Below are 23,807 nucleotides of genomic sequence, written 5' to 3' on the forward strand. Positions count from 1 at the left end.
CGTTAAGTCTATTATTGGGGTCACTTAACGATGTGTCCACTTCTAATTCTAGCCGCAGTACTTCCTTTATTCAAATGACGTAATCGAGAACATCACTGTATGGCAAATAACGATGAACGTCAGTAAGCGGTGGACTATAGACATGAATGGATACGGCGGGCTCATGGAACGGATTGCTAAGCTGATGGATTTGATCCTTCGGAGCTGTAAAATAATCGCCTGTTCGAATTAAATCATCGCTGTGAACAACCGGGTAACCTTCCGTGTCCAGATGGAATTTGGAATTGACAATATGGCCTTGAACCAAGCAGGCAGCTCCTATCGAAGCTCCGTGATTATGAATGGCTGTTGCGGCCGAAGCGGGAATGTGGATGATAATGACTTCAAGCTCTTTGGAGCTATAAATGACATTGCGGCCATAAGCGAGATTCAGGGGTTCAGTTTTATGATCAGGCACCTCGTGAAATAAGCTGTTTACGGACTGAAGCGCAGATTTTAGTTGCTCCAATGAGGGTTCTTGCAATTTACAGAATGACTGCTCAATTGCTTCTACTAACATCATGGTTTCCGCCTCCTAGGCACTTGGTATCTCTTTATCAAAATTAATTAGAGAAACGATAAGATTTTATTATATTGTATGCTTTAGGAGGAGGAAGGGTTAGGGGAATTGGCATAATTTTGAAAAGAAATGGGTCATGGAATCGCAAAAGATTTAGACACGAAACGGCGGCATTTGCCTGCCATCGATATCCGTGAAACCATATTCGGCAGCTAGGGAACCAACCTCGTGAAGCAGTCCTGCTTTCAGTTGAACCTGCGGATCAGAGGCCAGCGCCACAACGGCGCGCCCAATATATTCAACGGACTCCGTAGCGTGTAACTCTTCAATTCGCATGAAGTCGGGATCGCCAGGTTCGAGGCCATAATGTTTATACACAGCTTCTGTTCGCATCCAACCGGGAGCTAATGCCAATGCGGTTACATCCAACTGGTTTGCTTTGAGATTTAGAGACATAGCACGGGTCATATTTACAACGGCACGTTTCACTGTGTCATAAAATACATTCACCGGGTAATCGCCTCCAATGCCGGAGTAGACACCCGTGTTAATAATTAAGCCGCGCTTCTGCTCAAGGAAGAAGGTGGACATGGCATACCGACTGGACACCATTTGTGCGCGTAAGCCGGCATCAAACATGCTGTCCCAACGTTTCAAAGGCTGTTTCCAGAATGGAGCTAAAAAATCATCTTTTTCAATGTCCTCGTAACCGCCCCAAGCGTTATTGACTACAAGATCAAGTGTGCCTTGTTCCTGTTTGATTTGCTCGTACAGCTTTTGAACATCGGCTTCAACCGTATGATCACATCGAACCGCAATTCCTGCGCCGCCACGTGCAGTCACTTCATCTGCTGTATCCTCGATCGTACCTGTAAGATCTGTCTGAGTCGATTGTGCCCTTGTACTGCGGCCAGTCACATAAACGGTGGCACCTGCTTCACCAAGCACTAAGGCAATCCCTCTGCCGGCACCTCGGCTAGACCCTGTAACAAGTGCTACCTGCCCTTGAAGCTGTTTACTTTTCGTCATCCTTTTATACCTCCATTTGTCATTCACCAAGTTACTTTGCACTTATAGTTTAACTCTATACGATGACAATTCTTGTCATGGATTGAAAAGGTGCAAAAAATGTTCATGTTTGCGAATCTTCCATGGTGCTGTATGCGTGAAGCATACGCTGAAGTTGTTCGCGAATCCATCGCACCATTTCGGGTGGTTCTTCAACGACGGCATCTGCGCCCATGCTTAGGAAATACTTTGAGAAATACAGCAGATTACTCTGGTGCATCTCACTGACTAATTCTCCGCTCCCATCGGCATGAATCGTGACATCTTCATCTCTGCCATTGCTTCGCTCATATGCTCGGACACCTGCAGGTGTAAGTTTGACGCGAAGTCTTATGTGCTCGGACGAATCGTTTTTCTGGCTTACTCCATCTGTTAACCAATCAAGAATGGTAAAGTTCCTGAGGTCTTTGCTAGGGTGATCCGGCTCAGCAGGGGCCAAGCTTTGCAAACGATCTGTGCGAAATAGCAGGATGCGATCTTTTTGAAAACAATAAGATGGAAAATACCAATAACCATTCGATGAATAAATGCCGATGGGCTGTATGGTACGTTCCGTTGCACCATCTTTGGAAGCGTAGGTGATGTGAAGGGGAAGACCATCGATCGAAGCCTCCAGAAGCTGCTCCAAGTAAGGAGAACTTTGTGTGCGGGTAGGTGTCCAAAATGACACACGATTCTTGAGTGCATCAATTCGCTTCTTCGTATCCGTCGGAAGATAATGATAAAACTTGCCTAGCGCTGACGTCGATTCTGCAGCAAAAGGCAGCGCTCCATAATACTGGAGCGTCTGAAAGGCGAAGAACATCGCGACTGCCTCTTGTTCCGTGAACAAAATAGGAGGGAGCATCCGCTTCTTCAGCAAGCGATAGCCGCCATGCGGGCCGAACTCCGTATAAAGCGGCATTCCCAGCTCGCTTAGCTCCTGTAAATCGCGATGCATGGTGCGTTCCGAGACGCCGAATTCTTGGGCGAGCTCTTTGGTCGTGAAAGCCATGCGTTCATTAACGGCCATCATAAGCTGGATCAAACGCTGTGTTTTGTTCATGACAGTTCGTTTCCCCCTGTACGTGTAAAGCTATCCAATGGTTCGCATAACCTCTTTCATCGTGCTGACGAAAGCTTCGGCTGCTTTGGAGAGGTATCTGCCCTTGCGGTAAGCGATGACAAGTGTTCGGGTCGGTCTACCTTCCAAAGTAAGGTGAACGGGAGACAACTCGCTGAAGCTGCGTTTTGAGATCAAATATGGCACGAATGCGATGCCCATACCAGCCGCCACAAGCGATTGGACCGTTTCCATGTTGCTGGATTCGAACACGATATTAGGGACAATCCCGGCGTTTTGGCAGAGATCAAGTGTAAGCTTTCGAAAACCTTGCCCTTTTTTTAAAGCGATGAAGGCCTCTTTTTCCAATTGCGAGATGCTGATCGGTTCCTGGGCCTGCGTTAACGGATGGCGCGGGGGCACGGCAAGGACAATTTCTTCTTCCAGCAGCGTTTCATATATAAGTGATTCTTCCCTCAGCGGCAAGGACAGGAGAGAAATATCGGTTTGCCCGTTCATGGTCAATGTCTCTAGGTTCGCTGAAGTTTCTTCAACGAGTGAAATTTCTATATCCGGATAAGCGGTTTGGAAAGCAGGGACTACAAATGGAAGGATCGTCGATCCCGTGATTGGCATACTGCCGACGACGAGGCGCCCTTTTTTCATCTGTGAAATGTCTTCCATTTCTTTTTTGAGCTGCTCCACCATATCAAGAATTTTTTGTGATTTCTCGACGAATAAAGAGCCGGCATGCGTAAGTTCAACGGAGTTTGTACTGCGCTGGAACAGGAGAACGCCAATTTCTTTCTCTAGCTTGGACAACTGCTGACTGAGTGAAGGTTGGGCGATATGAAGTTTTTCTGCGGCTCGCGAGAAGTTCCGTTCAATGGCAATCTGAATGGCATATTGTAGTTGGCGTAGTTCCAATGATTTTACAACTCCTAAAGTGAATGATGAGGGTTAAACGTGTTTATTTATCATAGCTCATGATCGTATTTTAGCATAATCCATAAATAAAAAGAGACTGTCACACAAGCAGAATAAATCTACTTGCGGACAGCCTCTTCATACCCCAATATGTTACCTCTTTACCGTACTCCGGTACATCAGGAACAGTAAATATGGTGCGCCAATGACAGCAACAACGATGCCAGAAGGGATTTCTTTGGGAATGGCGATCACTTTCCCGATAATATCCGCAATGACTAACAAAATGGCGCCGATCAAAGCGGAAAGGACAACCGATTTCTGGTGACGCTGGCCCATGAAAATCCGAACGGCATGCGGAGCGAGCAGCCCGATGAACGATATGGTGCCAACGCAAGCAACTGCGATCGCCGCTATCGTAACCCCGATGCTTGCGGCTATCAGGCGGGTTTTCTGCAGCTTGAGGCCAAGTCCGAGCGATACAAGATCTCCGAAGGCAAGCAAATCCACACGGCGGCCAAGCAGCCAAGCGATCGGCAAGAGGATAACCATGGCCACGCTCAATTGCCAGAATTCCAGCCAACCTCTGGCATAGGTGCTCCCAGCCAACCAAGTAAGAGCGGGAGCAGCACCGAGTTTGGATTTAATGATCAGGAACTGGATGACAGCTGATCCAAGTGCAGATATCGCAATCCCTACAAGGATTAATACGACGGGATTCAACCCTTTTTTCCATGCCAGCACATACACACTGCCGGCCGAGAGGAGAGCGCCGGCCATCGCGCCGATCGGTACCCACATGCCTGAAGCCGTTGGCCAGATGGTGAGGACAAGAAGCGCTCCCATACCAGCACCTGTCGTTACACCGACAACGGAGGGGTCGGCAAGCGGATTGCGAACGGCGCCTTGCATCATGGAGCCGGCAATCGCAAGCGATGCTCCGGCAAGTGCGGCTACGAGCACGCGAGGCAAGCGTAAGTTAAAGATGACGTTGCTCGACATCTCGGATCCGCCGCCGGATAGAACGGCAAGGACATCTGCAAACGGAATCTTTAAAGCTCCCGCGGATAATCCGGTCAGAATAAGCGCAAGCAGAGAGGCGGATGACAGCAAAATAAGCAAGGGATATGGAATTTTGCTGCCGATGAAGCCGACGCCCATCGAAGATCCGCTATCCGACGAAGCTTGCATCTTGGAGCCGCGAACAGCAAGCCAAATGAGCCAAGGAGCTCCAAGAACGGCGGTGACGGAGCCGGCAGGCAGTTCGCCAAGCGTGCTGCGAAACATTTTCGCAATCGTATCCGCCGAAATGAGCACAACCGCTCCCCATAATGCGCTGCCCGGGATCAAAAACCTATGACGTCTGAGGCCAATCAATCGGATCAAATGTGGGGCGATGAGCCCGACAAAGCCAATCGGACCTACGACACTTACCGTCACTCCGGCCAGCAAAATGGCAGCAGCAAGCGCTATGAAACGGATTAAATTTACATTCTCACCTAGTGAAGCAGCCGTTTCCTCATTTAGCTCCAGCATATCTAACTTCTGACTGAACAAAAGGGCAGCAACCAGCCCGATCAATACCCAAGGAAGAGCGTAGCGTACACCAAGCCAATCATTTTGCCCTAATGCGCCTGAGCCCCACATAAACAGACCGTTGGTCTCATTCTCATACATGATCTGTAGACCGCTTGTAAAAGCAGACAATACGAGGGAAACGATCATGCCTGCCAAAGCCATGCGTAGCGGAGTACTTTTGCGTCCCCCTGACATGAAGTAAGCCATGACGGCTGCACCGCATGCGCCAATGAGTGCCAATAGCAGTGAATGATCCGACTTTAAGCCAGGGAAATAAACGGCTGCAAGCACGATGATAAAATAAGCACCTGCATTCAAGCCCAGTGTTGAAGCGGATGCCAGCGGATTGCGTGTAACGGTTTGGAGCAGCGCTCCAGCAACCGCGAGCGAGGCTCCGGCGAGGAGGCCGATGACCGCCCGCGGCAAGCGAAGCCCCCGAACCATATGATGGTCGGGGGTATCTTGTGGATGCAGCAAAGCGTTCACGATGGTATGAACAGTAAGGTTGGCTTCTCCCTGTGTGATGTTCAGGAACAGAACCAGAAGCAGAGCCAGAAGGCCTCCTCCAAATACGAAAAAGGCTTTCCATGTCGTTTGCCGATGTATAAAAGGGTCTGATTTTAACTTAATCTGGCTCATTTGGTTAATGCATTAGCTGTCAACTCGGCAAATAGTTTTGCGGACAATGGACCGCCGAACGGCCAAGTGTTGCCAGGCAGCTTGTAGGTTTTGTTCTCTTTTACAAAGGAAAGACCTTTCCAAACGGCATTATCTTTGAGTTGTTTCTCAAACACATTATCGTTGTCTTGTACGATGTAGATAAAGTTGGCGTTTTGTACAGCAGGCAGTGCTTCTACGGAAGCAGTCGAGTAGCCGTACATTTCAAATTTATTAGCTTTAAATACGTTTTTCAATCCGATGCGCTGAAGAACTTGTACAGCCATGGAGTTGTCCAGGAACATGCGAAGATCTGCGTTGTTTTGATTGCTGAAAGCTTGTGTAAGTGCGACTTCAGCGCCATCTTTTTTAGCAGCGGCAAGTTTTGCTTTCGTATCTGCGTATGCTTTTTGAAGGTCGGCAAGCACTTTGTCGCCTTCCGCTTTTTTACCGACAATATCAGCAATCGTTTTGAAGGTGTTTTCCATCTCCGCATATTGATCGCCTTTTCCTTCAGCAGGGTAGGAGTTAAAAACGATAGTAGGTGCGATTTTTTTGAGTGCCTCATAGTTTTTGCTTGAACGCAGTGTGCTGGTAATAATGAGATCAGGCTTGAGACCTGTAATAGTTTCCAAGTTAGGTTCTTGACGAGTTCCTACATCAACAACAGAGGCGTCCAAAGCAGGCGTTACGTTAACCCAATTTGCATAACCTTTTTTATCAGCAGAACCTACAGGTTGAATGCCAACTGCGAGCAGGTCTTCCGCATAGGTCCACTCTAAAGTGACGATCCGTTTAGGCGTGCCTTTAATTTCTGTCGTCCCTAGGTCATGTGTGATGGTTTTGATAGTGTCAGCAGCAGCCGTAGCGGCAGCAGACGCAGCTGGTTTAACTGAAGCAGCAGCTGGCGAAGCTGTTGAACTGGTGGTACTAGCCGCATTACCGCAAGCAGCAGTTAGGAAAAGCATGACGAGTGAAGCTGTAACCGTTAGTGGTTTTACAAATTTACGCACAAATAAACCCTCCTATAATATGTATCTATAAATGGATAGAAATGATGGGTGTTTCAATCCCACACAGAGAATGATAATCATTATCACAAACTATGTCAACGTTTTATTAAATTATAGGATTAATCTATCAAGCTTATAGTTATTATATCTTGGAGCAATGAGAGTAATCGTGCTAAACTACGTTATGAGGGTAAGACATTAACAAATTGAGCGGATAATGACAAGAGGTGACTGGATATGAGTAAAAAGACGATGTTCGAAAAAATCTGGGATAATCACGTAATTAACCAGGAAGAAGGCAAACCAAGCGTTATCTACATCGATTTGCAGTTGGTACACGAAGTTACATCACCGCAAGCGTTCGAAGGACTTCGGTTATCGGGTCGTAAAGTTCGTAGACCTGATTTGACTTACGCAACGATGGATCACAACGTTCCAACGAAGGATCGTTTCAATATTACAGATCCTATTTCCAAGCAACAAATTGATACACTTTCACAAAACTGCCGTGACTTCGGCGTTACACTATTTGATCTTGACAGTATCGACCAAGGTGTCGTGCACGTTATGGGACCTGAGCTTGGTCTAACGCACCCAGGTAAAACGATCGTTTGCGGCGATAGCCACACATCGACACACGGTGCTTTCGGAGCGCTTGCATTCGGTATTGGTACAAGTGAAGTTGAGCACGTTCTTGCTACGCAAACGCTGCAACAATCCAAAGCCAAAACACTTGAAGTTCGCATTACGGGAAGCCTGAAACCAGGCGTCACAGCGAAGGACTTGATCCTTGGCGTTATTGCGAAATACGGCACGGATTTTGCTACTGGTTACGTTATCGAGTATACAGGCGAAGCCATCCGCGGTCTTTCCATGGAAGAGCGTATGACGGTATGTAACATGTCCATCGAAGGCGGAGCTAGAGCAGGATTGATTGCTCCGGACGAAACGACTTTCAACTACCTGCGTGGTCGTGAGTACGTGCCTCAAGGCGCTGATTTCGATGCAGCTGTTGGGGAATGGTCCAAGTATGTAACGGACGAAGGCGCGACGTATGACTGGGTTGTTGAGTTTGACGCTGATTCCTTGATTCCGCAAGTAACTTGGGGAACTAGCCCGGGCATGGGTACAAGCGTAACAGCACTTGTTCCGGATCCACAAAGCTTTGAAACCGAAAATGAACGTAAAGCAGCTGAAAAAGCGCTTGAATATATGGATTTAACACCAGGCACACCAATGACAGATCTGAAAGTTGACTATGTTTTCATCGGTTCCTGTACGAACGGACGTATCGAAGATCTTCGCGCAGCTGCAAAAATCGCACAAGGATACTCTGTTGATCCTAGCGTTACGGCTATCGTGGTTCCAGGATCCGGCCGCGTCAAAATTCAAGCTGAAAAAGAAGGCTTGGACAAAATTTTTACAGCTGCAGGCTTCGAATGGCGTGATGCTGGCTGCAGCATGTGTTTGGCGATGAACCCTGACGTTCTGCAACCAGGTCAACGTTGTGCGTCGACTTCCAACCGTAACTTCGAAGGCCGTCAAGGCCGCGGTGGACGTACGCATCTCGTATCCCCAGCGATGGCTGTTGCTGCAGCGATCAAAGGTCATTTCTATGATGTTCGTGATTGGGAAATTAAAGAATACCAACAAGCTTAATTTTGGTTGATTAAGGAGAATGAAAACATGGAAGCTTTCAAACAACATACAGGCCTCGTCGGTCCTGTGGATCGTGTCAATGTAGATACAGATGCAATTATTCCTAAGCAGTTTCTTAAAAGAATTGAGCGTTCCGGCTTCGGCCAATTCCTGTTCTTCGAATGGAGATGGGATGAAGCGGGTAACGTGATCGAGAGTTTTCCTCTGAATCAGGATCGCTATCAAGGCGCTTCCGTCTTGCTTTCCAGAGCGAACTTCGGCTGCGGATCTTCCCGTGAGCACGCGCCATGGGCGATTCAAGATTTTGGCTTCCGCGTCATCATCGCACCTTCTTATGCGGATATTTTCTATAACAACTGCTTCAAAAACAGCATTTTGCCAATCAAGCTTTCGGAAGAACAAGTAGATGATTTGTTTAACCGCACAGCGCAACATGAAGGCTACAAGCTAAATGTTGATCTGGAGAACAACAAGCTTACAGACGACTATGGATTGGAAATTAGCTTTAACATCGATGAGCACCGTCGTCAGTTTTTGCTGCAAGGTTTGGACGATATCGGTTTAACACTCCAGCATGAAGACAAAATTACGGCTTACGAGCAAGCTCACGCAAAGCGTTTGGCTTATAAATAAGTTCGGGTCGAAGACGCATCTCTATGGGGACCCCATGGGATGTGTCTTTTTTTTGTTAATTTTTTATGCAACTTTTGGTAGTTTGATACGTCTAATAGATTACTAGATTGTCGAACGGACGGGGGTTTTGCTGTCGGGCTAAGTGACTAATTTGAGATAAAGGACAATTGCTGCTAGGTTTTGAGAGACAGAGTTCTCATTTTTGTGATTACGACTATAATTCCGACAATATATAGAGGTGAATGATGAAAATTCCTGCATTTTGTTTCATGTTGCTGATTTCTGTGATACTGCTGCCTACTACGGCATTGGGGGCGGAAGCGTCTAATGCAATTAAGCTTTTTATGAATGAGAAAAGATTGGTTTCGAGTGAAGTTCAACCTCGCATTGTTAGTGGAAATACAATTGTACCCGTGCGCATTATTGTTGAAGAAATTGGTGCAAAGGTAACTTGGGATGAAGCCACGAGCAAAGTAACCATTGTTAAAGACGATGTGAACATTCAATTGACGATCAATAGCAAAACAGCGCTGATTAAAGGCAAAAAGGAAGTCATGGAGGTTGCTCCGATCATTGATAAAGGCAATACGATGCTGCCGCTCCGTTTCATTGGACAGCAAATGGGTATTGAATTTACATGGGACGCATCCACTTCTTCCGTACATATGTTCAAAAAAGACGATAGCGATTCCAAGCCAGTAACAGGTCCGGTAGATGTCGTAGATGGCAACACGCCAACAACAACACCTACCAATCCAACAACACCAACAAATCCAGTCAAACCAGGAGACGGTACAGAGACTGGGAGTGGTACAGGTACTGGCACTGGCACTGGGTCCAACATACCGGATCCGAATGTCCATCTGGTGCAATCTATCGTGTTGACCGATAAGGAGCTAACGGTAACGGCCAAAGACGGCACGCTTGTACCGACATCAATGAAATTAGCCAATCCCAATCGGATTGTATTGGATTTCCCTAACACAGTGTTAGATGAGTCTCTCAAGAAAATGCTGGTCAAAAATGCGGGAGAGCTGAGTTCGAAGCATCCGCTGGTCGAGAAAGTTCGCTTTTCCAATTTTAACGATAATCCGGCTACTGTAAGAGTTATTCTGGATTTGAAAAGTAGTGCTGATTATAAGGTTCAGCCGTCCAAGCTGCCTAATCAGTGGAAAGCGACAATTGCCGAACATCAGTTAACTGTCGTAATTGATGCGGGTCACGGCGACAATGATCCTGGCGCATTATCCATAACTGGCAGACATGAGAAGGATTTTACACTGTCTATGGCGAAGAAAGTAGAGCAGCTTCTCCTTCAGGACAAGCGTCTTAATGTTTTGATGACTCGTTCTGATGATACGTTCATACCGCTGGATGACAGGGTATCCTTTGCCAATAACATTCAGTCGGACCTTTTCTTATCTATTCACGGTAACAGTGCCAAGGCTACGGTATCCGGTACAGAAACGTATTACAACCGTCCGGAAAGCGCAGCTTTTGCGAATGTCATTCACAAATATGCGATTCCGGCAACAGGGTTTCCTGATCGCAAAGTACGCGAAGCTGATTTTAGAGTCATCACGAAAACGACCATGCCGGCTGTTCTGCTGGAAGTAGGGTATTTGTCTAATAAGAACGATGAAAGTGCGATGTACAAGGATGCGTTCCAAGACAAATTAGCCTCTGCTCTCGTTGCTGCTATCAAAGAATACTTGAACCTCAAATAGGAGGTAAAAACTCTAATTTTAGGCTACGATGCTAGTTTTGCTATGCAAAACGCGAAGGAGTGTGTGAAATGACCCAAACAAGACGCTTTATTCAAGGTGCACTTCTTGTGAGTGCCATTACATTGTCTATAACTGCCTGCGGTCAAAAAAATCAGTTGGTTAGCGGTTCTGCACCGCAGACATCAACGAACCCAATCTCAACGTCAACGGTTCAAAGTCCTGCGCCAACAGTTGCGGCGACTCCGACACCGGAACCTGAGCTGCACAAAAAGATCAAGGCTTACTATAGCGATCAAGATGAAATGAAGCTTGTAGAGAAAGAAGTTACGATTACTTACAAAAAGGATGCAGATGTGTATGGGGCAGCCTTGAACGCTCTTAAGAAGAGCGATGATCCTAAAGCCATTCCTTTATTTGACGACTTAAAGTTTACAAGTTCAGCCTTTGATAAAACCAAAGGGGAATTGAAAGTGGACCTCACGTTTGGTCCCAAAACGCAATTGGGCGCCCCTGGGGAAGAAATGTTTTTGCAAGCCCTGAAGAAAACGGTTTTTCAATTTCCGGAAGTGAAAGCTTTATACGTCCTGAAGGATGGCAAACAAGTAGACAGCTTAATGGGGCATCTGGAGCTTCCCTACCCAATCAAACGACCTAATTAAATGGAAGAGCAGAGGAGTTAATTTAGAGATGAGAAATAAGAAGTTGGCAAGCGCAATCTTAAGTTCTTTAATTGTAACAAGTTTAGCTGGAACACCGGTTCTGGCCGCTGATTCCACGAGTGGAACGTCCAAAAATAGCGTAAAGCTTTCGTTCCCGGATGTAAAATCAGATTATTGGGGAATTCGTCATATTTCAAAATTGGCCCTTGAAGGAATCATTGAAGGTTATGAAGATGGTGCCTACCGCGCTGAAAACTCGGTTTCCCAACAGGACGTACTGATTATGGCAGTCCGCATGATGGGGTTGCAGGATGAAGTTAATAACATGACATCTACAACCGTATTCCCTGATTTTATGCTTGTTGATAGTTATGCGAGGAACTATGTAGCTGTCGCGCTTCAAAAAGGATTAATTACGAACGAAGAAGAGAAAGAGCGAAGCTCAAGCGATAAGTCCAAAGAGAATTGGGGACAACGCAAGGCAACAAGAGAATGGGTAGCAGAAATCGTTATTCGTGCGATCGGCAAAGGCGCTTTCGCTCAAAGCTTATCCGAAACACAAACGACATTTAACGATAACAGCTCCATCAGCACTACATCACTTGGATATGTAAATGCTGCGGTTGCGTTGAAAGTTGTTGATGGTTTTGAAGACGGGACATTCCAGCCGAAAGGCGCAGTAACCCGCGCTCAGATGGCTGCATTCCTAAGCCGCTCGCAGAAAGAATTGACATCTTTGCCTGCGCATGCGAAAAAAGGATACTTGACCACCCTCACAAGCGGCACCATTGGACTAATGGACAAAGAAGGCAACACAAGTACATATAAGATCTCACCAAACACTGTTTTCTACGGAAACAAAAATGATACGGCTATTGACCCGAAAGAACTTCAAGAAACTTATGAAGTTTCAATCGTTGAAGTAAACGGCGTTGCTTACTATGTTGAAATCATTAAAGACGAATTGCAGATGGACATTAAAGAAGGTAAATTGCTCAAATTAAACATGAGCACGATGAAAGCTACATTGGATGATTTTGAAAGCTATGATTTGGCGTCGGATGTGGCCGTAACGGATACGGAAGGTCGCGGACTCAGCCTTGGGGACATTGTAACCGGCAGTACCATTCAATTGCGTAAAAGCAAAATTGTCAACACAGACAAATACACGTCTATCATCGTCAAACAAGTGCCGGTTAACAAAACGGCAAATGGGGCGATCCAAAACCTGAACAAGGACGCGGCACAAATTACGCTGCTGGATACGGAATCAGGTCAACCTGAATCATACAGTTTCTCTTCTGCTTTAATTATTACTTCTACGGATAACAGCTTGGCGGATCTGAATTCCCTGCACATTGGCGATGTCGTCGAATATACGATTAAGAACAGTGAAGTAGTGAAGATTTCTGTTAAAAAGCAAGCGGATGTCGGTGTAAGTATTGAGGGGACTTTTAAGGAGTTTTCTGAAGATAAATCGACTTTATTGATTAATAAAACGACGGGGAAACCTGTTGATGCGTATGAATTGTCTGAGAATGTGAAAGTCGTGATCAATGGATTAACGAACGCGAGTATTTACGATCTTGCTGCTGGCGATCAGTTGAAACTGGAAGTTCTCAATAATAAAGTAACGTTGATTACAGTTGCAAATCGCTCTATTGAAAATTTATATTTTGCTAAAATAGTTGGCTATGATCAAAATTTGAAGCTGCTTTCGGTTATCGATAACAAAGGTGAGCCTCATGCGTATATTTTGACAGATAGCGTGTCAATCTCATATGCAGGTACGAAGCTTCCTTTATCTAACTTTAGCGGTACATTTACAGTAGGAAAATATGTAGATTTGCTGGTTGCACAGAAAAAGGTTACACAAGTTCAGATGTCCACACAGCTAAACGGACAAATCACGCAATTAAACCTGCAAACGAATGATATTACGCTAAAAACAGACAGCGGTCAAAGCTTGTCGTTTAAGCTGCAGTATGCACCTGTCGTGGAACTGGCGAATAAGCCAAATAGTACACTCTCGGATCTAAAAGTTGGAGACACGATCTCCCTTCAAATTAGCTTCGACCAAAGCATCGTGACTAAAATTACAACTAGTAAAACAGCTATGTACAAAACGGTTATTACAAATGTAAATTCCAAGCAAATTACTGTGACGGATGAATCGAATACGCAGTATGTCATCTCACTTGACGGTGTACCGATTGTGAAGCCGGATCAAACCGCAGGTTCGATCAATGATTTTGTAGTGGATGATTATGTGAAGCTTTCATTCAATGGTGCAACAGTTGTTAGAGCTGAGATTGCAACTCCTGTAATCGGGAAAGTAACAGCTGTGAATGCGGCTAGCTCCTCGTTGACGGTTCAAGATTTTACTGGGAAAAGCCAAGTCATCAATGCAGGAACCAATTTCGGCGTGAAGCTGAACGGTGGATCGGATTATAATTTCGCCTCCATTAAAGTTGGCGATCGTGTACAAGTCATGAAAGATGCAAGCGATAAGCTTATCATTCAAGTGGCCGCTACTGCAAAACGAGAAGTTGATAACTACAGCTCAGTTGTTAATCAAATGTATTTGAAATCAACTACTGCTGGAGATAAGACTTCCTATAGCCTTTACCCAAGAGCTTATTACCATAAAGGAACAGATATTGTGGGTCCATCCTCGTTCGTGTCCGGCGATATCATCACGATCTATGTGCTGGATAATAAAATCGTTGAGATTGAGAAGTAAGAATTGAACAAAATATTCGTCCCATCCGTCTGTATCGTAGGAGCTAGTCTCCTGCTGCAGGCGGTTTTTTTATGATTTTTAAAATAAATATGGCAATTTTTTAGAAAATGTTCGCATTTTGACGCTCACAAGCATTGATTCTAACGTCACAATTCGCTAAACTGAAGAATATTACGACCCTAAGGAAGCAAAGACATGACGCAGAAGTTAGTAAGGCATATTTTGGATACGATTGGTGAACTATTTCCGGATGCACATTGCGAGCTGCGTCACAGTAATCCTTTTGAATTAACGATTGCTGTTTTGCTATCCGCGCAATGCACTGATGAAACCGTAAATAAGGTGACATTGGATTTATTTCAGAAATATAAGCGCCCCGAAGATTACTTGGCCGTTTCATTGGAGGAACTGGAGCAAGACATCAGACGGATTGGACTATTTCGAAATAAAGCGAGCAATATTCAAAAACTGTGTCGGTTATTACTGGACAAGTTTGATGGTGAGATCCCAGAGAAGCACGAACACTTAGTCGAGCTGCCTGGTGTAGGCCGAAAGACGGCAAACGTCGTTGTCTCCAATGCTTTTGGAGTACCTGCCATTGCCGTTGACACTCATGTAGAGCGCGTATCCAAGCGACTGGGATTAGCGGGCATCGATGATTCGGTGCTTGAGGTAGAAAAGAAGCTGATGAAGAAGGTTCCACGAGAAGAGTGGACACAAACCCATCATCGCCTGATCTTTTTTGGCCGTTATCATTGTAAAGCGCAGAACCCGAAATGCGAGATATGTCCTCTCTTGGATAACTGTCGCGAGGGTAAGAAACGTATGAAACCAAGCTCAACTAGGAAAACTATTACAAACAAATGATATGCAGACAAAGGATGGGATTTAAATGAAATGCATCGCCGTATATACCAATAGCTTTGAACAATTCTCTGATATTTTCGAACAAGTGATTAATACTCCATTAGCCGATAATGAGGAAAAAGTCATTGAAGGCATTACAGTCAGTGAATCAGGTGAAGTTCCTCAGAATTACATAGACAAGATGAAAACAAAAACTGAGGTTGTTGTGATGAAAGTTAAAGAATCGGATATTACGATTTTGCAGCATCGCGATGTTTTTGAAATTTTCTTGCCTGAAAAAGAAAAAGTGGTTATGTCCTAAAAAATTAAATCTCCCTCTGGGAGATTTTTTTCTGTATCCTCATAGATATAGGATTGGATAGAAGACCGGTAAATAAGGAGCGGAACGGACGAATGACGCAAGCAATCGATACAAACATCTCGGTCATGCCGGATGCAATCAAGAAGATGCAGGTTAATCTGCAAACAACAGGGGATCTGGATAATGCTGGCAAGCTGGGGCAACTGTTGGCGAAGATTGATTCAGGCAGAATGAACATCGCTTTCTGCGGACATTTTTCAGCAGGGAAATCAACCTTAATTAACCAGCTATGCGGGCATCCGCTGCTGCCATCCTCCCCGATACCAACGAGTGCTAATATCGTGAGTATCCGCAATGGGGCACCTGGCGCTCATGTTACACATCGAAATGCAAGTCTACAAGGGAAGACGAATACGATTCCGCTCGATGAGCTTGAAGCTTATTGTGTGAATGGTACAGATATTGAAACGGTGGAAATATCGTATCCCATTGCTTTTCTTGGCGAGCATACAGCGTTGTTAGACACCCCGGGGATCGATTCGACGGACGATGCTCACCATAAATCTACGGAGTCTGCGCTGCACTTGGCGGATGTCGTATTTTATGTGATGGATTACAATCATGTACAATCCGAAGTGAATCTCGCGTTTACGAAGAAAATGAAGGAGTGGGGTAAACCACTCTATCTCATTGTCAATATGATCGATAAGCACAAAGAGTGGGAACTGCCATTTTCGCAGTATCAAGAGGGGACGAAACAAGCCTTCTTGAACTGGGGGATCGTGCCGGATGATCTGCTTTTTGTCACCATGAAAGAGCCGAGTCATCCTCATAATGAGTATGGGAAGCTGCAATGGCTATTAAGCCGCTTGATTGAGCGTGGCGACGAGCTGCGCAGCTTCAGCATTGACGCCTCTGCACGCTATCTTGCCGACGAACATGGCAAATGGCTGGCTGAGCAGCATGAGCCGCAGAAGGCTGAGCTTATGGAGCAAATCAGCCAGGAAGGCGATGTGCAGGAGGTTGAGGCGCTAGCGAATGCCAAGCAGCAGGAGCTGACGGTCTTGAAAGGACTGCCGGAAGCATTGACGGCACAGTTGCGTAAGGAAGTTGGCACGATCATTGAAAATGCCAACATTACACCGGCCTTGACCCGTGATCAGGCTCATGCGTATTTAGAGAGCCGCAAGCCAGGGTTCAAGGTAGGGTTCTTCTCCAGAGCGGCACAGACGGCTCTGGAAACGGAGAAACGGCTCAACGCGTTTCAAGCGGATTTATCGGAGCAGGTAGAAGCACAGCTGGATTGGCATTTGCGGGACGCATTGAAGAAAGCTGCGCAAAATCAAGGGCAGCATGATGCGGGTCTCTTGGCTCAGATTGAAGCTTTGCGCGTGGAAGTCACGCCAGAGTGGCTTGCAGCGCAAGTAAATGCTGGCGCCACATTCGGCGGCGAATACACGCTCAACTTCATGAAGCAAGTTGCGTCCGATATTAAACAGCAGTACCGCAAGCAGGCGTTTGCGGTGATCGACCTGATCGCGGCTGCGGTTCGCGAGCACGGTGCTGTGGCCGCCGCTGCGCTTGCGGCCGAGCTGGAAGCGCTGGGCAGCCGCCTCGGCGCTGCCCGCGAACTGCGCCGCCTCGAGGAAGCCGAGGCGGCAGCAACGGCCCAGCTGTTGCGCATGGCGAGCTGGGCAAGGCCAGCTGCGCCGGCACTGCCGGACGCGCAGCAGTACACGCCCATGGAGGAGCAAGCAGCCGCCCCGCTGAGCGGGGGGCTGCATGTCACCTCCATGGATAAGATCCTGCAGGCCGCTGCGACAGCATCGGCGGCCGCAGGGCCTTCAGCCGCTGCCCCAGTGGAGGCAGCGGCCTCCGCGCCGACCGCGTTCACCTCAGGTGAACACGGCAGGCGCATGGAGCGCAAAGCCGCCGACTTGCTGGCGGCTTCGGACATCATCGACGGACTGCCGTCGATGCGGTCGATCGCGCGCGCCATGCGCGAGAAATCGGAACGTCTGCGTCAGCGGACGTTCACGATTGCGTTGTTCGGCGCATTTAGCGCCGGCAAGTCGTCTTTCGCCAATGCTTTGATTGGCGAAAGAGTGCTGCCGGTCTCGCCGAACCCAACGACGGCGGCCATTAATAAGATCATGCCGCCGCAAGAGGGCTGGCCGCATGGTACGGCCAAGGTGAAGATGAAGAAAGCGGACGCGATTCTTCAAGACGTCCTATATTCACTTGAAATTTTGGGCGTGCAAGCTAGTGATATGGCGTCCTCTTTGAAACGCATTGGCGCTCTTTCGCCAGCTGACGTTTCCGCTAAAGGAAAACCGCATTATTCTTTCCTTAAAGCCGTTGAGAAAGGCTGGCAGCTGGCGCAGAATCATTTGGGCACCGAGCTGAAAATTACCAAAGAAGAGTTTCCAAGCTACGTTGCGGATGAGTCCAAGTCTTGTTTTGTTGAATTTATAGAATTATATTATTCGAATCCCTTGACGGAACAAGGCATTATTTTCGTTGATACACCTGGTGCAGATTCCATTAATGCTCGCCATACCGGCGTTGCTTTTAACTATATTAAAAATGCCGATGCCATTCTTTTCGTGACTTATTACAATCATGCGTTCTCGCAGGCGGATCGCGAGTTCCTTTTACAGCTTGGACGTGTCAAAGACAGCTTTGAAATGGATAAAATGTTCTTCATCGTGAATGCTGCCGATCTTGCAGCAAGCCCGGAAGAATTGCAGGGTGTGATGACCCATGTGGAAACAAATCTGTTGCAGCACGGTATCCGCAATCCGCGGATTTATCCGATATCCAGTTATTTAGCGGCAGAAGGGAAAATTAACGGCAACGAAGCGCTTGTCGCGCAGTCGGGCATCCGTCCGTTTGAAGGCGAGTTTGTGCAGTTTACTTTCAATGAACTGAGCGATGTTGCGATACACTCAGCGAATCTGGAGCTGCACCGCGCGATTGCCACAATGCAGCAATGGCTCGAGAGTGCGCAAACAGGGGAAGAACAACGGAAGCAGCAGCTTAGGAAACTGGAGCAGTCTGAGCGGGAGTGTGCTGAGCTGCTAGAGCGTACGCTTTTCGAAGCAGAACTCAAAGAATTGAAGAAAGAGATTCAGGAACTTCTGTATTATGTGAAGCAGCGTACGATGTACCGGTTTGGTGAATTGTACAATTACGCCTTTAATCCTTCCACGTTCCGTGAGGAAGCCAGAGATCCGAAGCAAGCGCTCCAGTCGGCTTGGGGTGAGCTGCTGCGCATGATTGGTTATGATCTTTCGCAAGAAGTGCTTGCTACGACGCTGCGGGTTGAGAATCGGATGAATCTGATATCCGGGAATCGTGTTAAACGTTGGGAAGAGCAGCTTCGCCAAGTTATGGATGGCTTCGAGAGCGGTTCATACGAATCCAACACATTTGTTACGCCTGAAATCAGCTCCAAAATGGAAGCGCCAGAGATCTCACTTAAATTGCTGCAAAGTCATTTCAAGAACCCGAAGCAATTTTTTGAAGGGGATGGCAAAAGCAAGCTGAGAGCAGATTTGGAAAATCGGATGACGGCGCCGGTCGCTCAGTTTGTTGAGCTTCAAACTGCCGAGCTTGAAGAGGCATATGCCAATCAGCTCGAAAACTGGTTGCTGAAACAGAAAAATCAGCTGCTTGGGCAGCTGAATGAGCACGCCGTAGGGATGCGCGATGCCCTTGAAATGAAGATTGATTTGAACGAACTAATATCCAAACAGCATCAATTAAAGTCGTTTGTTTAACATTTAAACAATAGGGTTGGTCATGTTCAATTGAACGTGATCAGCCCTTTTTCACGTACCGCTATGTAAAGGCTTACATTGATGGTTATTGGGATGATTTTAAAGAATAGGGTGGATTCCTGCACGTTTTTGTGAAGTTATGGGCTTTTAAGCGAATATATCACGCATTCTTCTGATTGCCCGCATATAGGGATGGTGTTAAGATTCATTAAGTATTAAAACGCTTACCTAGCTTTTCCAAATTCACCTTCTTGAGGAGGGGTCACCAAAGTGGATGTATTCAGGCAACTGAAGCCCTATTTTTGGCCAGAGAAAAAACTGTTTTTTGGAGCTATTCTATGTTTAGCCCTAGCAACTGCATTAGGTCTCGTTTATCCGAATTTACTCCGGTATCTCATCGATAACGTGATCGCAAAAAAGCAATTTGAACTCGTTCCAAAATTAGCAATTATTGTTGTGATTGTCGTTTCTATGAAAGGGATGTTTCAATTCCTGCATGGCTTGCTAGGGGGCCGATTGGGCAACCGGGTTGCGTATCATTTGCGGAATGCGCTTTATAACAAGCTGCAGTATTTATCCTTTCAGTACTACGATCAAGCAAGAACAGGGGACTTAATGTCCAGATTGACGGCTGATTTGGAAGCAATTCGGCAATTCATCGGATTTGGTTTTGCTCAACTATTAAACGTTCTACTAATGCTGATTTTTGGTATGAGCATGATGTTCTCCATCAATTGGAAGTTAGCTTTACTGACCATGATTTCGATGCCATTTCTGGCGTTTACGGCCATTCGTTTTGAAGGCAAAATTCATCCCGCATTCCGGATGGTGCGCCAATCGCTTAGTTCGATGACAACCGCGGTACAAGAGAACATCACAGGGGTTCGGACCGTCAAATCGTTCGCGCGTGAAGCTCATGAGGTGACTAAGTTTTCAGCCCGTAATGAGGACTACAAGGCGATGAATATTGAAAGTTCCGGGATTTGGGCGAAGTACTTTCCGATCATGGAAATTCTGGCGAATCTGAGCGTCGTTATGCTGCTTGGCGTTGGGGGTTACATGGTCATCCAGGATACGATTTCCCTAGGTGAGTTGGTTGCTTGCTTCAGCTTAATCTGGTACATTATCGGACCGATGTGGGGACTTGGTTTCCATATCAACAACTTCACGAACACGAAAGCTTCTGGCGAGAAAATTCTCGATATTTTGCATCAATATTTACATGTGAAAGATCAAGCGGATGCAGCCGTTGTAACAAGCAGCCAAGTGAAAGGTCATGTGCGTTTCGACAATGTGACATTTGCTTATCCCGAAAAACAGCCAGCGTTATATGATTTCAATTTGGATGCTCCAGCAGGCTCAGTTATTGGGCTTCTAGGCAGCACGGGTTCAGGTAAAACGACGGTGATTTCACTGCTGATGAGAGCGTACAATGTGAAAGACGGCCGAGTCATGCTGGATGGTAAAGACGTTCGTTCGCTTGAGATTGAAAGCTATCGCAGCCAGATTGCAACCGTTTTCCAAGAAACGTTCTTATTCTCTTCCACTATTCTTAACAATATCGCTTATGGACGCAAAGATGTTACGATGGATGAAATTATTCGAGCAGCGAAACTGGCTAAAGCGCATGATTTCATTTCTGAGCTGCCGGAAGGCTATGATACTGTTGTCGGCGAGCGCGGATTAGGCTTATCAGGCGGTCAAAAGCAGCGTATTGCCATTGCTCGAGCACTGATCAAAGATCCCAAAATCCTGGTGCTTGACGATGCAACGAGCGCTGTTGATATGGAAACAGAACACGAGATCCAAGCAGGCTTTAGTGAAGTCATGAAGGGAAGAACGACATTTATTATTGCGCATCGGATTTCTTCCTTGAAGCATGCTGATGAAATTATCGTCTTGGATAAAGGACGAATCGTTCAAAGAGGTAAACATCACGAGCTACTGCAGCAGGAAGGCCTTTATCGTCAAACTTACGATATTCAATACGCGGATCAACCTAAGCAAGCGACTGAAGATGATCAAGTTGCTGCAGCCAAAGATAGTGAATTAGATGCGACAACGCGAAACCATTCCTCTTTGCAAGAAAGAAGGTTAGCACATTGAGTACGAAATCGAATCAAGCCGAGGCGTCTGCCAAGAACGAAGATTCTCAAGTCGGGCAACGATTTGTCTACCAGGACGATGAGTTGATTGATAAGCCCTTCGATTGGGGTCAATTGAAACGTTTATTTAGTTATATGAAGCCCTATAAGAAACAAATGCTCCCGATTATCATTATTATGATGTTGGTTGGAGCTATCACCAAATTGACGGTACCCCTACTGATCAGAGAAGCGATTGATAATGCTATTGTACCTAAAAATACGAACTTGCTGCTAATCATCGTCGGTGTCATGCTTGGCGTATATATCATCCAATGGCTGGCAAACACGTTCCGAATTAAGTACACGAATATGATTGGACAACGCGTCATTTATGATTTGCGGCATGATTTATTCAGCCATATTCAAAAGCTGTCGTTCCGATTCTTCGATACACGTCCAGCAGGATCTGTTCTTGTTCGTGTAACGAATTATGTGAACTCACTGCAAGATTTGTTTACAAACGGGGTCGTCAACCTGTTGATTGACGTTGTGCAGCTTGTTGGGATCATTATTATTTTGCTGACTTTTAATTTTAAATTAGGGGCTGCCATTATTGTAACGGTTCCGATCATGTTCATGATTTCTACCAAGCTGCGCAAGAAAATTCGCCATGCCTGGCAAGATGTAACGATGAAACAATCGCGGCTGAATGCCCATTTGAATGAGTGTATTCAAGGGATACGGGTCACCCAAGCTTATTCGCAGGAAAAAGAAAATATTCAGTTTTTCACCAAAATGAATATGGTTAACCGTCTATCCTGGAATCGCGCTTCGATGCTCAATCAGACGTTCGGTCCTCTCATCGAGATTACAGGAGCAATCGGATACTGCATTCTCTTCTGGATGGGTGCTTATTTGATCCAAACGGAGGAAATTTCAGTCGGTTTATTGGTTGCTTTCGCTACTTACATAGGTTATTTCTGGGAGCCGATTACGCGCCTGGGTCAAATGTATTCGCAACTGCTAATTGCAATGGCTTCTGCTGAGCGGATCTTCGAATTTATCGACGAAAAGCCTTCTGTCGCTGAGCTTGAAGACGCGAAAGACCTGCCTAACATCAAAGGGAATGTGAAGTTTGAAAATCTCGTATTCGAGTACGAGGCTGGTCGTCCGGCATTAAAAGGTTTTAATCTGGATGTGCATGCAGGGCAATCTATCGCGTTAGTTGGGCACACAGGATCAGGTAAAAGTACCATTATGAATCTGCTTTGCCGATTCTATGATCCTACAGAGGGACGTATTCTGATTGACGGCACTGACATTCGCGATGTTACGATTCAAAGCGTGCGTTCCCAAATTGGCGTCGTTCTGCAGGATACGTTTATTTTCTCGGGCACGATTCGAGATAACATCCGTTTTGGTCGGTTGGATGCAACGAACGAAGAGATTGAACTGGCTGCTAAAGCTGTTCATGCGCATGACTTTATCGTCGGCTTGCCGAATGGCTATGACACAGAGGTACAGGAACGCGGAAATGTGTTATCGATGGGGCAACGTCAGTTGATTTCCTTTGCGCGGGCATTGCTTGCGAATCCACGAGTACTCATTCTGGATGAAGCGACGGCCAGTATCGATACGGATACGGAGCTGAAAATTCAAGAAGCCCTCAAAACGCTTCTTGCCGGGCGGACTTCCTTCATCGTGGCGCACAGGCTTTCTACGATTCGCAACGCGGACAAAATCGTTGTGCTGGATCATGGCCGCATGATGGAAATCGGCAATCATGATGAATTGATGAAGGAACAGAAAATTTATTACGGCTTGATTCAAGCGCAGTATAAGTTTTTGCAGGATGCTGTTTAGTCATAAACCTGGCGGTGAAATTCATGCCGCTAGGTTTATTTTTTTGTTTGAAAGTGGGGGAGAAGTATGCCAAGGTTTTCCTAATGAAACCTTCCAGTACTCTATTTCTTCTGCTAACGGACCCACATGCTGCTATTCGGCCAAATTAGCCCAATTTGAGAATCTAACGGACCGAGGAGCTGTTATTTATCGGATTTACAGTGGTTTCAGCTAGTTTCAAGACGATTAAGGTCACCTGCGTCCGTTAGATTCCCAAATAACTCATAAAAGCAGCCAATAGCGGCAACTGAGTCCGTTATAGTATTGTAAACGCAACTACTTGAATTGCGCCACTTGTAAGTTGAAAATCACGAACCCCACAATATCAACACCACCATCAGTAGAACCACCATCAAGTAACATTGCACACCTAACAACAGTAGCACTACCGTCAGTAACACCGCACACCCACCAACAGTAGAACCACCATCAATTAACACCGCACACCCACCAACAGTAGAACCACCATCAAATAACACCGTACACCCACCAACAGTAGAACCACCATCAAACAACACCGCACACCCACCAACAGTAGAACCACCTTCCACAATCCAACCGTTGTACTCACCATTTTGCAACCTTCCACCTCACCAGACACAC

General features: G+C 46.2%; 17 protein-coding genes. 10 read left to right on the forward strand and 7 right to left on the reverse strand.

The window, feature by feature from the left end; genetic code table 11:
* Positions 1–70: 70 nt before the first annotated feature.
* From GON05_RS30245 to GON05_RS30270, 6 genes are all read right to left on the reverse strand, one after another.
* On the reverse strand, positions 71–562 hold the full coding sequence (locus tag GON05_RS30245) for a cysteine dioxygenase (RefSeq protein ID WP_157324544.1): 492 nt from the start codon (positions 560–562) through the stop codon (positions 71–73).
* 150 nt (positions 563–712) lie between these two features.
* Positions 713–1,588, reverse strand: coding sequence for an SDR family NAD(P)-dependent oxidoreductase (locus GON05_RS30250; protein ID WP_157324546.1), 876 nt, complete (start codon positions 1,586–1,588; stop codon positions 713–715).
* Positions 1,589–1,691: 103 nt separating this feature from the next.
* The gene (locus GON05_RS30255) at positions 1,692–2,672 is read right to left on the reverse strand and encodes a helix-turn-helix transcriptional regulator (RefSeq protein WP_157324548.1); all 981 of its coding nucleotides are present in this window, start codon (positions 2,670–2,672) and stop codon (positions 1,692–1,694) included.
* Positions 2,673–2,702: 30 nt separating this feature from the next.
* A complete protein-coding gene (locus GON05_RS30260; RefSeq protein ID WP_127451497.1) occupies positions 2,703–3,596 on the reverse strand; it encodes a LysR family transcriptional regulator in 894 nt (297 codons plus the stop codon).
* Between the two features lie 153 nt (positions 3,597–3,749).
* The gene (fhuB, locus tag GON05_RS30265; RefSeq protein WP_157324550.1) at positions 3,750–5,813 is read right to left on the reverse strand and encodes a Fe(3+)-hydroxamate ABC transporter permease FhuB; all 2,064 of its coding nucleotides are present in this window, start codon (positions 5,811–5,813) and stop codon (positions 3,750–3,752) included.
* Positions 5,810–6,844, reverse strand: a complete 1,035-nt coding sequence (locus tag GON05_RS30270; protein ID WP_309491811.1) for an ABC transporter substrate-binding protein — start codon at positions 6,842–6,844, stop codon at positions 5,810–5,812. Before GON05_RS30270 ends, fhuB begins: the two co-directional genes overlap by 4 nt.
* A gap of 237 nt (positions 6,845–7,081) precedes the next feature.
* On the opposite strand from GON05_RS30270, the gene leuC reads away from it, so the two are divergent.
* The 10 genes from leuC (at position 7,082) to GON05_RS30320 (ending at position 23,165) form a co-directional block, all read left to right on the forward strand.
* Positions 7,082–8,503 carry a 3-isopropylmalate dehydratase large subunit gene (gene leuC, locus GON05_RS30275; RefSeq protein ID WP_157324551.1) on the forward strand — a complete coding sequence of 474 codons (1,422 nt, stop codon included), beginning with the start codon at positions 7,082–7,084 and terminating at the stop codon, positions 8,501–8,503.
* Positions 8,504–8,530: 27 nt separating this feature from the next.
* Positions 8,531–9,136 carry a 3-isopropylmalate dehydratase small subunit gene (leuD, locus tag GON05_RS30280; protein ID WP_127451503.1) on the forward strand — a complete coding sequence of 202 codons (606 nt, stop codon included), beginning with the start codon at positions 8,531–8,533 and terminating at the stop codon, positions 9,134–9,136.
* Between the two features lie 344 nt (positions 9,137–9,480).
* Positions 9,481–10,863: an N-acetylmuramoyl-L-alanine amidase family protein gene (locus GON05_RS30285; protein ID WP_185157256.1), complete on the forward strand. Its 1,383-nt coding sequence runs from the start codon at positions 9,481–9,483 to the stop codon at positions 10,861–10,863.
* Positions 10,864–10,931: 68 nt separating this feature from the next.
* Complete coding sequence (locus tag GON05_RS30290; RefSeq protein ID WP_157324554.1) at positions 10,932–11,522, forward strand: GerMN domain-containing protein; 591 nt, start codon at positions 10,932–10,934, stop codon at positions 11,520–11,522.
* Positions 11,523–11,550: 28 nt separating this feature from the next.
* Positions 11,551–14,265, forward strand: a complete 2,715-nt coding sequence (locus GON05_RS30295) for an S-layer homology domain-containing protein (protein WP_157324556.1) — start codon at positions 11,551–11,553, stop codon at positions 14,263–14,265.
* Positions 14,266–14,460: 195 nt separating this feature from the next.
* Entirely contained in the window at positions 14,461–15,132 is a 672-nt protein-coding gene (gene nth, locus GON05_RS30300) for an endonuclease III (RefSeq protein WP_157324558.1), read from the forward strand.
* 25 nt (positions 15,133–15,157) lie between these two features.
* Entirely contained in the window at positions 15,158–15,433 is a 276-nt protein-coding gene (locus GON05_RS30305) for an NAD/NADP transhydrogenase alpha subunit (RefSeq protein ID WP_127451514.1), read from the forward strand.
* A gap of 92 nt (positions 15,434–15,525) precedes the next feature.
* Complete coding sequence (locus GON05_RS30310; protein WP_157324560.1) at positions 15,526–19,215, forward strand: dynamin family protein; 3,690 nt, start codon at positions 15,526–15,528, stop codon at positions 19,213–19,215.
* Between the two features lie 270 nt (positions 19,216–19,485).
* Entirely contained in the window at positions 19,486–21,321 is a 1,836-nt protein-coding gene (locus tag GON05_RS30315) for an ABC transporter ATP-binding protein (RefSeq protein ID WP_181646350.1), read from the forward strand.
* Positions 21,318–23,165, forward strand: coding sequence for an ABC transporter ATP-binding protein (locus GON05_RS30320; protein WP_246239587.1), 1,848 nt, complete (start codon positions 21,318–21,320; stop codon positions 23,163–23,165). Before GON05_RS30315 ends, GON05_RS30320 begins: the two co-directional genes overlap by 4 nt.
* Before the next feature lie 347 nt (positions 23,166–23,512).
* Here the strand turns inward: GON05_RS30320 and GON05_RS30325 are convergent, their stop codons facing one another.
* Positions 23,513–23,785 (reverse strand): hypothetical protein, encoded by a 273-nt coding sequence (locus GON05_RS30325; protein ID WP_157324562.1) that lies wholly within the window; start codon positions 23,783–23,785, stop codon positions 23,513–23,515.
* Positions 23,786–23,807 lie beyond the last annotated feature (22 nt).

Origin of the sequence: Paenibacillus anseongensis (assembly GCF_009757995.1) — a bacterium.
Taxonomy (GTDB): domain Bacteria; phylum Bacillota; class Bacilli; order Paenibacillales; family NBRC-103111; genus Paenibacillus_E; species Paenibacillus_E chondroitinus.